Source organism: Microbacterium sp. 1S1, assembly GCF_008271365.1.
Lineage (GTDB): Bacteria > Actinomycetota > Actinomycetes > Actinomycetales > Microbacteriaceae > Microbacterium.
In genome coordinates this window covers 1,324,360-1,339,328 of sequence record NZ_CP043430.1, presented here as the reverse complement: position 1 = coordinate 1,339,328, position 14,969 = coordinate 1,324,360, and the positions used below count along the sequence as shown (strand labels likewise).

Here is a 14,969-nt window from a genome sequence, read left to right as displayed (position 1 = left end):
TCCTCAGTCGTCGTCCGGATCGTGGAGGGGCTGCGATTTCGGGACTCGCATGCGCACCAGGGTACCCGCGCCGGCGTTGGTCTCCACGACCAGCCCTCCCCCACTCCCATAGACCTGGCGGAGCCGGGTGTCGACGTTCCGCAGGCCCACGTGACCGCCCTCGTCGCGCGCCGTCAGCAGAGCGCGCAGACCCTCAGGGTCCATACCCACGCCGTCGTCCTCCACGAGGATCTCGGTGTGCGTGCCGTCGTCGCGCGAGGTGATGCGGATCTCGCCGCCGCCCTCCCCCGGCTCCAGGCCGTGCCGCACGGCGTTCTCCACCAGCGGCTGCACCGAGAGGAAGGGGATGACCGTCGCCAAGGTCTCCGGTGCGATCTGCAGCGTCACCCTCAGGCGATGGCCGAAGCGCGCACGCTCCAGTTCGAGGTACGAGTGGATGCTGCCCAGCTCCTCCGCGAGCGTGGTGAACTCTCCCTGCCGTCGGAAGGAGTACCGGGTGAAGTCGGCGAACTCGAGCACGAGGTCGCGGGCGCGGTCGGGGTCGGTCGTGATGAACGAGGCGATCGCCGTGAGGGCGTTGTAGATGAAGTGCGGGGAGATCTGCGCGCGCAGGGCGCGGAGCTCGGCCTCGGCGAGCTGCGTGCGCGACGCCTCGAGCCCGCCGAGCTCGACCTGTGCCGCACACCAGTCGGCGACCTCCTCTGCCGCCCGCACGAGTGCAGCGCGCACGGGCGACGCGAAGGCGACGACCACCCCGACGATGACCCCGTCGACGAGGATGGGCGCGCCGACGGCCTCCAGGTCGTCCGTCCGCGACGGCGCCGGGAACACTTGACGCCGACCCGATCGACGCACCTGGGCGGCGATCCGCACGGCGGCGGATTCCAGCCCGTCCGCCGCCCCGTCGAGCGTGACCGTGTCGCCCTCGGCGACGATGGCGACCGCGGCGCTCCCCAGCAGAGTCCGCAGGTGCCGCGCCGCCGTGACCACGTCCGGGCCGGTCAGTCCGCCGCGGAGGTGAGGCGCGGCGAGACTCGCCTGATGCAACGCCCGCAGCGCCCCCTGTTCCGCCTCGCTGCCGAGGTCCGCCGCCCCGCGCGCGAACCGTCGGGCGAGGAGCAGCAGCGCCGTGAGGACGATGCCGCCGAGCGCGCCGAGGACCGCGGCGAGGACGACGTCGTTCATGCGTTCAGCCTAGGGACGCGACGGCGGGTCCAGCGGCCGACGCTTCGACGGGCTCAGCGACCCGGCTTGGGCCTCTGAGCCGATCGAAGGGTCCTGAGCCCGTCGACGGGTCAGCAGCACCGGGCACCGGGATTGCGGTCCTGGTCGTCCATCCGCTGACGCCAGAACTGCCGCTCCGTCAGCGGCTCCTCGTCCGGATGATGCCGACGGTGATGGGCGACGTACGTGGCGTACGCGGTGTCGCCCATCAGCGTCGTCATGTACCAGCGGATGCCGCGGCCGACCCGGCCGAGGGCGCTCCACAGCGCCCGCAGCGGGGAGGTCGCGGCATCCGTCCGATCCATCGCGTGGGTCATCTCAGTGCCGTGCCGCCGCGCGCTCGTCGGCGAGGATCGGCTCCCACCGCTTCTCCAGCTCGCGCTCCTCCGCGTCGGGCAGGAACCCCGCCGGGGCGAAGCGGCGGGACGGCACGGCCGGGTCCTCGGTGTTCTCGCCGCCGCCGTTGCGGATCGCCTTCACGGTCGCGATGACCGCCATGACGATCACGATGATCGCCAGCACCACGAAGATGATCGACAGCGTGCCCTGCACCGCGGTATTGCGGATGACGGCCTGCAGCACCTCCGGCTCGCCGAGCGCGGTGTCGCCGGAGTTCAGGGCTTCGAGGTAGCGGAAGTGGTTCGCCCAGTATCCGATCGCCGGCACCGGCGAGAAGATCTTGTAGAGCGACGCGGTGATGGTCACGGCCGCGGTGAAGGCGAGCGGCAGCGCGATGATCCACAGCCAGCGGACGTAGCTGCGACCGCGCTTGGCGACGATGGCCAGCACCACGGCGAGCGCAATCGCCGCGAGCAGCTGGTTCGCGATGCCGAACAGCGGGAAGAACGTGTTGATGCCGCCGAGCGGGTCGGTGACGCCGAGGATGAGGATCGCTCCCCAGCCGGCCACCATGATCGCCGTGCAGATCCACACGCCGGGGCGCCAGGAGACGTCGCGGAACTTCGGGAACCAGGCTCCGATCGAATCCTGCAACATGAAGCGGGCGACTCGGGTGCCGGCATCCACCGCCGTGAGGATGAACAGCGCCTCGAACATGATCGCGAAGTGGTACCAGAACGCCATGAGCGCCTGCCCGCCGAGGGCCTGCTGCATGATGTGCGCGAGGCCGAGCGCGAGGGTCGGAGCCCCGCCGGTGCGGGAGACGATCGACTCCTCGCCGACGGCCGCCGCCGTCCCGGTGAGCATGTCGGGGGTGAGGTTCACCCCGGTCAGCCCGAGCGAGTTCACGAAGGCGACGGCTCCCTCCACGGTGCCGCCGGTCGCGGCCGTGGGGGCGTTCATCGCGAAGTAGATGCCCTGATCGATCGAGATCGCGGCGACGAGGGCCATGATCGCGACGAACGACTCCATGAGCATGCCGCCGTAGCCGATGAACCGGGTCTGCCGCTCCTTCTCCACGAGCTTCGGCGTGGTGCCCGACGCGATGAGGGCATGGAAGCCGGACAACGCACCGCACGCGATCGTCACGAAGAGGAACGGGAAGAGCGGGCCCGCGAACACCGGCCCCATGCCGTTCTCGCCGAAGATGCTGATCGCGGGCACGGAGATCTCCGGGCGCACGAGGACGATCGCGCCGGCGAGCATCACGATGACGCCGATCTTCATGAACGTGGAGAGGTAGTCGCGGGGAGCGAGCAGCAGCCAGACCGGCAGCACCGCGGCGATGAAGCCGTAGATGATGATGCCCCACGCGATCGTGGTGCGGTCGAGGTGGAAGATGGCCTGACCCCACTCGGTGCCGGCGACCCAGCCGCCGCCGATGATCGCGGCCATGAGCAGCACGAACCCGATGATCGAGACCTCGGTCACCTTGCCGGGACGCAGATAGCGGAGGTACACGCCCATGAAGAGGGCAATCGGGATGGTCATCGCGACGGAGAAGACGCCCCACGGGCTCTCGCCGAGCGCGTTGACGACCACGAGCGCGAGGATCGCCACGATGATGAGCATGATGAGCAGCGAGGCGATGATCGCCGCGGTACCGCCGATCTTGCCGAGTTCCTGCCGCGCCATCTGGCCGATGGTGCGGCCGCCGCGGCGCATCGAGAAGAAGAGGACGGTGTAGTCCTGCACGGCTCCCGCGAGCACGACGCCCACGATGATCCAGATGGTGCCGGGGAGATAGCCCATCTGCGCCGCGAGCACGGGGCCGACGAGCGGGCCGGCACCGGCGATGGCGGCGAAGTGGTGGCCGTAGAGCACTCGACGGTCGGTGGGGACGTAGTCCTTGCCGTCCTGCTTCACCTCGGCCGGAGTGGCCCGGCGGTCGTCGGGGCGGGTGATGTACCGCTCGATGACCTTGGAGTAGAAGCGGTAGCCGATGAGGTAGGTGCAGACAGCGGCGAACACGAACCAGATCGCGTTCACGGTCTCGCCGCGCACGATGGCGAGCATCACCCAGGCGACGCCGCCGAGCAGGGCGATGGCCGTCCACAGCAGGATCTTCGGGAGGGTCCAGCGGCGGCTCTTCGCCTCGTGCTCCGCCGAGAGGGCGACGGGTGGGAGGTTCGGGTCGGTCTCGATGACGGGGTCGTCGTCGACGAGCCCGGCGCCGTCACGGCGGCGCGACGAAGGTACTGTCATGGGGTTCTCCTCGGTGGACGCATCATTGCGTGTCCCCACGGTAGGGAGCATGCCTCGCCGTCGCGCCCGGATCGGGGGACGCTGCGACGAGCGGCGGCGGTCGTGCGACGAACGGACGCCCCCACACGTCGGCACGGCTGCACGACCCGCATATGACGGCACGGCCGCACGACGGATTCCGTCGTGCGGCCGTGCCGGTGTCGTGCAGCCGTGCCGGGGGTCACCCGGGGGTGTCGGTCTCCGGGGTCGGATCCGGGGTCGGTTCCGACGTCGGGCTCGGGTCCGGGGTCGGAGACGGGTCCGGCGTCGGAGACGGGTCCGGAGACGGGTCCGGAGTCGGGTCCGGGGTCGGCGAGGGCTCCGGCGTCGGGCTCGGCGCCTCGCCGGCCGGCGCGGTCACGGTCACCACGGTGCGCACGTCCGAATCGCCGTACTGGACGAGGCCGAGGTAGCGGGTGCCGGCGGCCAGACCGGTCCAGCTCAGCTCGTAGCTCGCCTTCTCCCCACGAACCGCGGCGATCGGATTCGGCGTCGCGGTGAACGAACCCGCCCCCTCCGGAAGCACGGTGGCGTAGGTCATGTCCCACGTCATCGGTCCCGTGGTCGCGTACACGTTCGCCACGACCAGGTAGGTACCCGCGGTCGGTGTCGGGACCGTGACCTGCTCGTCGGCCGACCCGGTCGCGGACTGCCACCGCTCGTAATAGCGCAGGTCGTCGGGGCCCACGACCCGGTAGACGGTGAGGTCGAGGTCACTGCCCTCGTCGTCGGACGAGTCGAGGTCGAACCGCGAGAGCGTGGCGCCCTCCGGCACGTCGACGATCCAGGACACGTCCTTGTTCGCGTCGCCCGAGTTCTCGTTGCCCGAGTGCCCCTCGACGGGGTTGCCCGGATCGGTGAGGAGCTGGAACGGTGCGAGACCCGAGAGACCGAGCGCGAGGTCGCCGTCGAGCCCGGGGATGATCTCCACCGAGGCGCTGCCGTCGACGCCGGTGCCGGTGACCTCGGCCGGGGCATCCGCCGTGACCGGGAACACCGCGATCGGCGAGCGCACCGTGTTCTTCTTGCTCGTCCAGGTGAGCGAACCCGTGGCCCACTGCTCGACCGGCGCGGTGGTGCTGTCGAACGTGACCGTGAAGGTCTTGGTCTGCCCCGGCTTGTCGAAGGAGAGCTGGGACGGCGTGACCGTGACGTTCACGCCGGGGACGGAGGCCTTCGCCGTGAACACGCCCTTCTCGGTCGAGGTGACCGAGCGGGTGACGGTCTGCGCGCTGGCCAGGGAGCCGATCGAGATCGATGCCTGGTTCAGGTCGCTGCCGTCGATGGGGTCGATGCCGGGGAAGTCCGACAGCCCCTTCCCGTCGAGGAACGCCGCCCAGTCCTTGAAGCCGTTGAGGTAGAGCAGACCGGGGTTCAGGAACCGCGTCGCATCGACCTGTCCGGCGCCCTGCTCGAACGGGTTCGTGTTCTTCGAACCGTCGGGGAGCACGGTGTCGTACGCGGTGGTCATCATGGCCGACCGGATCTCCGCCGGGGTGGCCCTCGGGTGCTCGCCGAGGTACAGCGCACCCAGGCCCGCGATGTGCGGGGAGGCCATCGACGTCCCGGAGAGGATGCCGAAGGTCGGCTCCTCGCCCGGGGCGTTGTGCGTGGCGGCGAGGATCGCGACGCCCGGCGCCGCGACATCCGGCTTCAACACATCGCTCCCGTCGGCCAGCATCGGCCCGCGGCTCGAGAAGCCCGCGATCTGCGGGGTCGGCGTGGTCACGCCCGTGGTGTTCTCTCCGACGAGGGTGATCGGCCGGTCGACTCCGCCCTGCACGTAGGCGAGCACGGCCTCGCGGTGCACGGCGTTCAGGTGCACGGTCGGCACCGCGTGGAAGTCGTTGTCGAGCGAGTCCGCGCCACCCGGCACGTTCACCAGGACCATGCCGATGCCGCCGGCGTCCTTCACGACCTGGGACTTCTCGGCGCGGGCGTTGCCGCCGCGATCGCAGACGACGATGTGCCCGGAGACCTTCGCCGGGTCGAGGGTGCCCGGCAAGCACAGCTGCGCGTCCACCGCCCCGGCTGCCGCGGCATCCAGCGCGGCGATGGAGGGCCCGGAGACGCTCTCCCCGAAGGGCACGGTCACCGAAGCGCCGGCCTGCTCGAAGCCGTCGAACTGCACAGTGCCTTCCCACGTCGGGATGGTGGAGGCGGCGACCGTCGTGTACCACGGCGAGGCGTGGTCGGCGGTGACCGGATCCGGTCCGTCGTTGCCGGCGCTGGTCGCGACGAAGACACCGGCGGCCGCGGCGCTGAGGAACGCGAGGTCTTCCGGCGCCATCACGGTGCTCGCGGCCCCGCCCCCGATCGAGTAGTTGATCACGTCGACGCCGTCGGCGACGGCCTGGTCGATCGCGGCGACGAGGTCGCTGAGCGCGCAGATGTCATCCGTGGTCACGCTCGTGTCCGGCCCGACATAGCAGGCCTTGTACGCGGCGACCTTCGCCCCGGGTGCGACGCCCGAGATCGTTCCGAAGTCGACGCCCTCGATCCCGGCCTCCACGCCGAAGTTGCCCGCCGCGGTGCTCGCCGTGTGGGAGCCGTGGCCGTCGCCGTCGCGCGGGGAGAGATAGTCGTGTTGGAAGTCGAAGCCGGCGGCCTGAGCTCCCGCGAAGAAGTACTGTCCGCCGATGAGCTTCGACGAGTAGTCGCGCTCGTCCCAGTCCTGGCCCTCGACCATCGCGCCACGGAACTGTCCGCCGTCTGACTTGTCGAAGTACACGTAGGTGCCGTCGGTGTAGGGCTCCGAGCCCTTGTGCCGGCTCTTCTGCTTCTTCTGCTGCTTGAGCTTCTTGCCCTCGAACGACGGGTGCTCGGGAGCGATGCCGGTGTCGATGACGCCGACCACGACGCCCTCACCGGCCTTCTTCACGCCTCCCGTCTGCTGCCACACTCCGCCGCGGCCCTTGCGGTCGTCGCCGAGGCCGAGGTAGTCCGTGGAGGTCTGCGCATCGGGGTGCCGGATCTCATCGGGGTACACACCGAGGACATCCTTCGAGGCACGGAGCTGGTCCACCTGTTCGCCGGAGAGGTCGGCGCTGAAGCCGTTGAGCACGACCTGGTAGGTCGTGTCCGGTGTGACGCCGACGTCGTTGATGAGGCTCTTCTGCTCGGACTTGAGGTGCTTGACGTAGCGCTGCGAGTCCTGCGACTGCGTCTCGAGCTGCTCGCCCTCGGCGGGCTTCGTCGCCTTGAGCCCCTTGATGTCCCCTTCGTAGCTGGCGAGCGGGTCGGCCTTCATGACCACGATGTAGTGTCCTGGCGTGCCGGCGACCGGAACCGGGTGCGTCACCTCCCCGGTCGCTGCGAAGCCCGCGCTGGCCGTCGATGCGATGAACAGCGTGGCCAGGGTGGTGGCTGCTGCGATCCGAAGGGGTGTTCGACCCATATCTCGCTCCTGATGATCCCGATGATCCCGATGCGGCGTCGTTGCCGCACCGCGGCTCACCATAGCCCCGCTTCTCCGCGCAGGATCGAGAACTGAACGATGGTCGAGTCCGCTCACGCCGATCGGTCAGGGTGGACGGCGGCCGGGTCTCCGAATGTCGCCAGTAGGCTGGAGACGTGGCCCGAACTTCCGTCCTGTCGACCAGAGTGCTGCTGATCTGCGCAGCGATCGGCGTGGCGACGGGCATCCTCGGCGGCATCGCCGGCTGGGTCACCCCTCTGCTTCTCGCCAGTCCGCTGCTGTTCCTCTACGGCCTCGTGCTGGGCTCGCACGTGCTGCCGGGCATCATCGCGCAGGAGGTGCTGCGGCTGCCCTTCGTGGCGCTCATCACGCACGTGTTCGCCGCCCTCATCGCGAGCGCCTTCAACCCGGCGTGGTCGCTGCGGTTCATCGGCACGGCACTGCTGTTCGGGCTCATCCAGGAGGGCGTCGCCGCGCTCACCCGCTACCGCTCCTGGGGTGCCTGGCGCTTCTTCGCGTCGGCCGTCGTGATCGGCGTCGTCGTGGCGGTCGCGGTGTTCTTCGCCGCGAACCTCGCGGTGATGCCCCTGTGGGCCCAGCTGCTGTACCTGGCGATCTCGGTGCTCGGCCCTGTGGTCTGGACGGCGATCGGCCTCGCCGTCGGCTCCTCGCTGCGCACCGCCGGCGTCGCCCGCCGCTGATCGCGCACGGACCGTTCTGGCAGCACAGGTAAGGCTCAGCTAAGTTAGAGGCACACCCACCGTCGAACCAGGAACGTGCCGTGCGCCCATCCGCACCCCTCCTCCGCGTGCGAGAGCTGACTCTCACCCACGCGGACGCGGCGCACCCGTCCCCGCGTGACGTGACCTTCGACATCCATCCCGGCGAGGTCGTCCTGTTGCTCGGACCCTCCGGCTCCGGGAAGTCGACGCTCACCCTGGCCCTCAACGGCCTCATCCCGCACGCGCTCCCCGCCACCATGTCCGGCACCGTCGAGGCCGGCGGCATCGACACGGCGACGGCGCACACCGCGACGCTCAGCACGCACGTCGCCATGGTGTTCCAGGATCCGGACGCCCAGATCGTCACCGGCACCGTGTACGACGAGGTCGCCTTCGGGCCCGAGAACCTCCTGCTCCCGCTCGACATCGTGCGCACCCGTGTCGAGGACGCGCTGCACCGCGTCGGCCTGTGGGAGCGCCGCGACGACAACCCCGATCACCTGTCCGGCGGCGGCCGACAGCGCCTCGCCATCGCCTGCGCGCTCGCGATGGGCTCTCCGCTCATCGTGCTGGACGAGCCGACCGCCAACCTCGATCCGCAGGGGATCGACGACGTCTACGCGGCGCTGACCGACGTCGTGGCGGCAGGAGACCGCGCCATCCTCCTCGTCGAGCACAATCTCGATGCCGCGATGCGCTTCGTCACGCGCACCATCGTGCTCGACCGCGAGGGCCGGGTGGTCTTCGACGGTCCGGCTGCGGACACCATCCGCGAGCACGCGGACGAGCTCGTCGCCATGGGGGTCTGGCTGCCTGCCGCGACACTCGCCGCGCTCCGCCTCCGCGACCGGGGCATCGTCCTCGAGCCGCTGCCGCTGACGCCCGAGGCACTGGCCGCCGCCCTGCCTCCAGGCCCTGCCCGCGCGGCGGGGAGGCCCGACGTGGCATCCCGCTCCGCCGATCGGGGGCCGATTATCCGGGCACGGGGCCTCACCGTCGCGCGGCGTCGCACTGAGATCCTGCACGGGGTCGACCTCGACATCGCCGCCGGGAGTCTCACCGCGATCGTCGGGGCCAACGGCGCGGGAAAGACCACGCTGATCCAGGCGCTGGCGGGGGTCGTCCCGCCACCGAAGGGACGGGTCTCCGTCGACGGCATCGACCCGGGCACCGCCTCCCCTCGTGACCTCGCGGCGCGCATCGGCTTCGTGTTCCAGAACCCGGAGCACCAGTTCATCGCCGCCACGGTGTTCGACGAACTCGCCCACGGACTCCGGCTGCGCCATGTGCCCGACGCCGAGGTGGCCACCCGCGTGGCGGAGATGCTCGACCGGTTCGGCCTGGCGCACAAGGCCGGCGTGCACCCGTTCCTCCTCTCCGGTGGCGAGAAGCGACGGCTCTCGGTGGGAACCGCCCTCATCACGCGTCCCGCGGTGCTCGCCCTCGACGAGCCCACGTTCGGCCAGGACCGCGCCAGGGCCGCCGAACTCCTCGACCTGCTGGCGAGTCTTCGCGCCGATGGCACGACCGTCGTCATCGTCACCCACGACCTGCAGCTCGTCGCCGAGCACGCCAGCGACACAGTCGTCCTGGCCGAGGGGCGGGTGCGCGCCGCCGGCCCGACGGCCGCGCTCTTCGCGGACCCCGTGATCCTCCCCTCCGCCGGGTTGCGCGTCCCGGCCCTGCAGCGCGTGCTCGCGGAGGCCGGATGGGAGGCGGCCCCGTGACGATGACCACACTCGACCCGTACGCGCCGCTGACGGCCACCTCACGGCGCCAGTTCCTGTACGGGCTCAACCCTCTCGCGAAGGTCGCCGGCTTCGCCCCCGCGATGCTGCTCCTCGTCTTCGTGCGGGACCTGGCGGCGCCGGCCGCGTTCCTCGTGCTCGCGTACGTGCTCCTCCTCGTGGGCGCGCGGGTGACGGGGCGGCTCCTCGCGCTGCTGCTGCTCGGCCTGCCCGGGGCGATGGTGGCGATCGGCGTCGGTTTCGCCCTCTGGGTCGACGCTGCCCTGGTCGACGACACCGCACCCCTCCTCACGATCGGCGACTGGACCCTGTACAGCGGCGCGCTCCTCATCGGGTTCGCCACGGCGCTGCGGCTGGGCTCGATCGTCGCGCTCGCCCTCGTCGGAGGTCTCACGACCAGTGGGTCCGACCTGGTCCGGGCGAGCGTGCAGCAGCTGCGCGTGCCGTACCGCATCGGCTACACGGCCCTGGCGGCCTTCCGCTTCGTGCCGCGCTTCGGCTACGAGCTGAGCGTGATCCGGGCTGCGCACCGCGTGCGCGGTTACCACGGCGGCCGCGGGCCTCTCGCCCGCATCGCTCGCGGCTGGGGGTACATCGTGCCGCTGCTCGCCGGTGCCATCCGGCATGCGGAGCGCGTGGCCCTCGCGATGGACTCCCGCGCGTTCGGCGCGCATCCGACGCGGACCGAGCGGCATCTCGTGCCGTTCCGGACGCGGGACACCGTGTTCACCGTGGCCATGCTCGCGGTGTCGGCCGCGCTCTTCCTCCTCTTCTTCCCCTGGCAGCTCCCCTGAAAGGTGACCCATGGCATTCAGCAAGATGGTCAAGCCGGAGACGCCCGAGCTCCTGCACCTCACCGTGCTCCGCACCGAACGGCTCGCCCCGCACTGGATGCGGGTGACCCTGGGCGGCGGTGAGATCGACCGCTTCCGCCCGATGGGCTTCGACCAGTGGTTCCGGCTGTTCCTGCCGATCGGGGGTGAGGCGGGGCTGGAGCGGGTGCCCGCCAAGGCGAACCGGATGTTCGGATACCTGAAGTTCCTCCGCATCCCCGACGGCGAGCGCCCCGTGATGCGCAACTACACCGTGCGCGCCTACCGCCCGGCCACGTCCGAAACTCACGCCGAGCTCGACGTCGACTTCGTCCTGCACGGCTCGGCGGCCGACGGCACCGCCGGTCCGGCCTCGCGGTGGGCGGAGACCTGCTCCCCCGGCGAGCACGTCCTCATCATCGACGAGGGCCTGACCTTCAACCCCGAGCGCGGCACCGACCGAGTGATGCTGGTCGGCGACGAGACCGCCCTCCCCGCGATCGCGTCGATCAGCGCCTCCCTGCCGGCCGACGCCGCGGGGACGGCGATCATCGAGGTCCCTTCAGCGGAGGATGCCCTGGAGTTCCCGCACCCGCCCGGGCTCGAGGTGGTCTGGATCGTGCGGCCGGGGGAGATCCCGCCCGGTGCCCTTGCACTTGACGCCCTGGGCAGGACGGCACTCCCGGACGCTCCGTTCCACGCCTATGCGGCCGGGGAGCAGGCGCTGGCCTCCGGCGCCCGCAAGCAGCTCGTCGGCGAGCGCGGGGTCGACAAGAACGCCGTGAGCTTCTGCGGGTACTGGAAGATCGGCGCCGCCTCCCCCGCCTCCAGGGCCGCCCGCGAGGCCGCCGCGGCACCCCTCCCGTAATCCACGGGCACAACTCCGGAGTCACGGCACGACACGCCGGGGCGGACGGGACCGCCCCGGCGTGTCATCGGGATTCTCCGGAGTTATGCCCAGGGACCGGGCCTGACGTCAGCGCTTGCCGGCGATCTGCCGTCCGACGATCTCCCGCATGATCTCGTTCGTGCCGCCGTAGATGCGGTGCACGCGGGCGTCGAGGAAGGCCCGGGCGATGGGGTACTCGGTGATGTAGCCATAGCCGCCATGCAACTGGACCCCGGCGTCGAGCACCTCCCACTCGCGCTCCGTGGCCCAGAACTTGACCTTCGCGGCTTCCTCGGCCGAGAGCTTGCCGTCCTTGTACGCGAGGAGCGCGCGGTCGATGAAGGCCCACAGCGCGTCGACCGTGGCGGACATGTCGGCGATGGTGAAGCGACTGTTCTGGAAGTCGATGATGCGCTCGCCGAAGGCCTCGCGGTCCTTCGTGTACGCGACCGTCCAGTCGAGCGCAGCCTGTGCCGCGGCGGCTCCGGCCACGCCGATCGAGAGGCGCTCGAGCGGGAGGTTCATCATGAGCTGGATGAAGCCCTTGCCCTCGACGCCGCCGATGAGGTTCTCCTCGGGCACGAACACGTCGCTGAAGGACAGCTCGGCGGTGTCGTGGCCGTGGAAGCCCATCTTCGACAGCTTCTTGCCGTTGTCGAACCCCTCCATGCCCTTCTCGATGAGGACGAGGCTGAACGCGTCGGGCCGGTTGCCCTCGCCGGTCTTGACGAAGGTCACGACGAGGTCGGCGGTCGCGCCCGACGAGATGAAGGTCTTGGCACCGTTGACGAGGTAGCCGCCGTCGACCTTCTTCGCAGTGGTCTTGATGCCGCGGAGGTCGGACCCGGCGCCGGGCTCGGTCATGGCGAGCGCGCCGACGACCTCGCCCGTGGCCATGCGAGGCAGCCACTTCTCCTTCTGCTCCTGGGTACCCATGTGCACGAGGTACGGCACGGCCAGGTCGTCCTGGATGCCGAAGGCCCCGGCGAGCGAGCCCGCTCCGGCAGCGATGACCTCTTCGTTGACGATCGCGCGGAAGCGGTAGTCCTGGAGCATCCCGGCGCCGCCGAACTCCTCGGGCACGGAAAGCCCGATGATGCCCGCCTCACCCGCGGCGCGCATCGTCGCGCGGTCCACCTCTCCGGCGGCGTCCCACTTCTCGATCGCCGCGTGCGTGACGTGGCGCTTGACGAAATCCTTGACGAGGTCGCGGAATGCCTCGTGATCCTCTTCGTAGATGTCGCGTTCCATGCCGTCCTCCCGAACGTGTCGTGCGTCTTTGCTCCGGCGAGTCTACGGCGGAAAGACGGGGCAGGACACGCGATTGTGAGAATGCATCCCATCGACGGTGACACTGGGTACCGCGTTTGTGGAATGCCTCAGAGGCGGCTTCTCACTCCTCCGGACGCCGCCGCTCAGTGACCGTAGTCGGGCGCCGCGGGCAGCCCGAAGAACTCCTCGAGGGTGCGATAGCCGCCCTCGTGATACGCCGCCGCCAGCTCCGTGCCGACGTAGCGCAGGTGCCAGGGCTCCGGGGCGTACCCGGTCACGGGGGTGCCGCCCTCCTCGTAGCGCACGATGAATCCGTATTCCCAGGCGTGCGCGGCCACCCAGTCGCTCTGCCGTGTGGCGCCGAACCCGTCGAGGCCCCCACAGCCTCCATCACACGCCACGACGTCGAGGGCGAGCCCGGTCTGATGCTCGCTGTGCCCCGGTCGCGCCGAGCCGGCATCCGCGTCGGCCTGCCCCTGATCCCGCACGTGCGCATCGTAGGTCGCGACCTGCAAACCGTAGGAGCGGTAGCCGTTGTTCGCCCCGATGCGCCCGACCCCCGCGGTCACGGCGGCTTCGGCCATGCGCCCGGCCGCGTCGGCGACTTCCGCACGGACGCGACCGGAGGGCGTCGTCATCTGCAACGGTACCTGGCTCAGTCCCGCGGGCTCGTAGGCGGCGGGGTCGAGGGGACGCCCCTTGTTCACCACGACCCAGATCCGGGCAGGATCGCTGAGGGAGACACAGGGCGCGTTCCCCGCAACAACCGCGTCGCGGAAGGGCAGCCCGCCGCCGAACGCCGCGATGGTGGCCGCGTCGTCTCCCGCCTCGATCGCGCTCTGCACCGCGGGATCGGCACACGGGTCGGCCGCGGGCGTCGCGGCGTTCTCGACCGACGGCACCTGCAGGACGGCGGCGGGGCGCGGCAGCTCTTCGGGAGCGGCCGGCGACGCGGCCGCACCGGTGAGAGACAGCACCATGCCGAGCGCGGTCACCGCCAGCCCGACCGGGAGGGCGGGGCCGAAGATCGGGGAGCGCGGCGCCGCATGCTGAGCGTGCGGCGAGGAGGGCATGCGCTCCATTCTTCCATTCGAACATTGATGCCATACTCGCTTGACATTGTTTCGTTTCTTTGTTCGAATGGCACCATGCGGTGGCAGGGACAGAAGCTCGCGGACGGCGACGAGGCGGCACTGCCGGGCCTCGAGAATCGATCCAGTGTCCTCCGCACGGTGACCACACCGGAGTTCTCCGGTATGACGTTCCACGAGGTGCTGTCGAAGTCCGCCCTGAACCACGTCCCCGGCGCCTCCCGCATGCCCTTCGCCTGGACGATCAACCCCTATCGCGGCTGCTCTCACGCCTGCACGTACTGCTTCGCCCGAGGCACGCACGAGTACCTCGATCTCGACGGCGGCGCCGACTTCGACTCGCAGATCGTCGTCAAGGTCAACGTCGTCGAGGTGCTGGAGCGGGAGCTGCGCCGCGGGAGCTGGCAGCACGAGACGGTCGCCCTCGGCACCAACACCGACCCGTACCAGAGGGCCGAGGGGCGCTACGCCCTCATGCCGGGGATCATCGAGGCCCTGGCCGCGTCGGGAACGCCGATGTCGATCCTCACGAAGGGCACGCTGATCCGCCGCGACATCCCTCTGCTGAGGAAGGCGGCGCAGCGCGTCCCGGTCGACGTGCAGATGTCGATCGCGATGTACGACGATGCGCTGCAGAAGGCGATCGAACCGGGGGCCCCGACCACGCAGGCCCGCCTCGACACCGTGCGGGCCCTCGCCGATGCCGGGTTCCCCGTCACGGTGTTCCTCATGCCGATCATGCCGCACCTGACCGACTCTCTCGCCGCGATCGACGACGCCCTGCGCCGCATCAAGGCCGCCGGGGCACGGAGCGTGATCTACGGCGCGCTGCATCTGCGTCCTGGCGTCAAGCCGTGGTTCTTCCAGTGGCTCGGTGAGAACCGTCCCGATCTCGTCTCGTCGTACCGCGGCCTGTACCCCGGGGCGTCCGTCGAGGCCCCGAAACCGTATCGGCAGTGGCTGGCCAAACGGGCTCGTCCCCTGATCCGCATGCACGGACTCGACGGCCGCCACGAGGACGACTATCCGCGGCGCGGTTTCCGTCCGGGACAGGGCCATGTCCAGGCGGGGCCGCCGGTGGGCGGTACGGTGATGTTCACCCCAAGCGGGCGCGCCACCGCCCCGACGCAGCCGATGCTGTTCTGACCCG

The 14,969-nt window shown here is 70.4% G+C and carries 11 protein-coding genes; 5 read left to right on the top strand and 6 right to left on the bottom strand.

Annotated elements, in window-relative coordinates; translation table 11 throughout:
- Positions 1 to 3: 3 nt before the first annotated feature.
- From FY549_RS06585 to FY549_RS06570, 4 genes are all read right to left on the bottom strand, one after another.
- Positions 4 to 1,185, bottom strand: coding sequence for a sensor histidine kinase (locus tag FY549_RS06585; RefSeq protein WP_149084337.1), 1,182 nt, complete (start codon positions 1,183 to 1,185; stop codon positions 4 to 6).
- A gap of 110 nt (positions 1,186 to 1,295) precedes the next feature.
- Positions 1,296 to 1,529 carry a YbdD/YjiX family protein gene (locus FY549_RS06580; protein WP_259614084.1) on the bottom strand — a complete coding sequence of 78 codons (234 nt, stop codon included), beginning with the start codon at positions 1,527 to 1,529 and terminating at the stop codon, positions 1,296 to 1,298.
- 13 nt (positions 1,530 to 1,542) lie between these two features.
- Positions 1,543 to 3,828 (bottom strand): carbon starvation CstA family protein, encoded by a 2,286-nt coding sequence (locus FY549_RS06575; RefSeq protein WP_149084336.1) that lies wholly within the window; start codon positions 3,826 to 3,828, stop codon positions 1,543 to 1,545.
- Between the two features lie 220 nt (positions 3,829 to 4,048).
- On the bottom strand, positions 4,049 to 7,264 hold the full coding sequence (locus tag FY549_RS06570; protein ID WP_187614940.1) for a S8 family serine peptidase: 3,216 nt from the start codon (positions 7,262 to 7,264) through the stop codon (positions 4,049 to 4,051).
- A 176-nt stretch (positions 7,265 to 7,440) separates the two neighbouring features.
- On the opposite strand from FY549_RS06570, the gene FY549_RS06565 reads away from it, so the two are divergent.
- The 4 genes from FY549_RS06565 (at position 7,441) to FY549_RS06550 (ending at position 11,435) form a co-directional block, all read left to right on the top strand.
- Entirely contained in the window at positions 7,441 to 7,986 is a 546-nt protein-coding gene (locus FY549_RS06565) for an ECF transporter S component (RefSeq protein WP_149084334.1), read from the top strand.
- A gap of 80 nt (positions 7,987 to 8,066) precedes the next feature.
- On the top strand, positions 8,067 to 9,734 hold the full coding sequence (locus tag FY549_RS06560; RefSeq protein ID WP_149084333.1) for an ABC transporter ATP-binding protein: 1,668 nt from the start codon (positions 8,067 to 8,069) through the stop codon (positions 9,732 to 9,734).
- Positions 9,735 to 9,736: 2 nt separating this feature from the next.
- Positions 9,737 to 10,549: an energy-coupling factor transporter transmembrane component T family protein gene (locus FY549_RS06555; RefSeq protein ID WP_149086019.1), complete on the top strand. Its 813-nt coding sequence runs from the start codon at positions 9,737 to 9,739 to the stop codon at positions 10,547 to 10,549.
- 10 nt (positions 10,550 to 10,559) lie between these two features.
- The gene (locus FY549_RS06550) at positions 10,560 to 11,435 is read left to right on the top strand and encodes a siderophore-interacting protein (protein WP_149084332.1); all 876 of its coding nucleotides are present in this window, start codon (positions 10,560 to 10,562) and stop codon (positions 11,433 to 11,435) included.
- A 108-nt stretch (positions 11,436 to 11,543) separates the two neighbouring features.
- Here FY549_RS06550 and FY549_RS06545 read toward each other — a convergent pair whose 3' ends face one another.
- Both FY549_RS06545 and FY549_RS06540 read right to left on the bottom strand, forming a co-directional pair.
- Positions 11,544 to 12,707, bottom strand: coding sequence for an acyl-CoA dehydrogenase family protein (locus FY549_RS06545; RefSeq protein WP_149084331.1), 1,164 nt, complete (start codon positions 12,705 to 12,707; stop codon positions 11,544 to 11,546).
- Positions 12,708 to 12,871: 164 nt separating this feature from the next.
- The gene (locus FY549_RS06540; protein ID WP_149084330.1) at positions 12,872 to 13,801 is read right to left on the bottom strand and encodes a M15 family metallopeptidase; all 930 of its coding nucleotides are present in this window, start codon (positions 13,799 to 13,801) and stop codon (positions 12,872 to 12,874) included.
- Positions 13,802 to 13,876: 75 nt separating this feature from the next.
- Between FY549_RS06540 and FY549_RS06535 the strand changes: the two genes are divergently transcribed.
- Complete coding sequence (locus FY549_RS06535) at positions 13,877 to 14,965, top strand: Rv2578c family radical SAM protein (RefSeq protein ID WP_149084329.1); 1,089 nt, start codon at positions 13,877 to 13,879, stop codon at positions 14,963 to 14,965.
- Positions 14,966 to 14,969 lie beyond the last annotated feature (4 nt).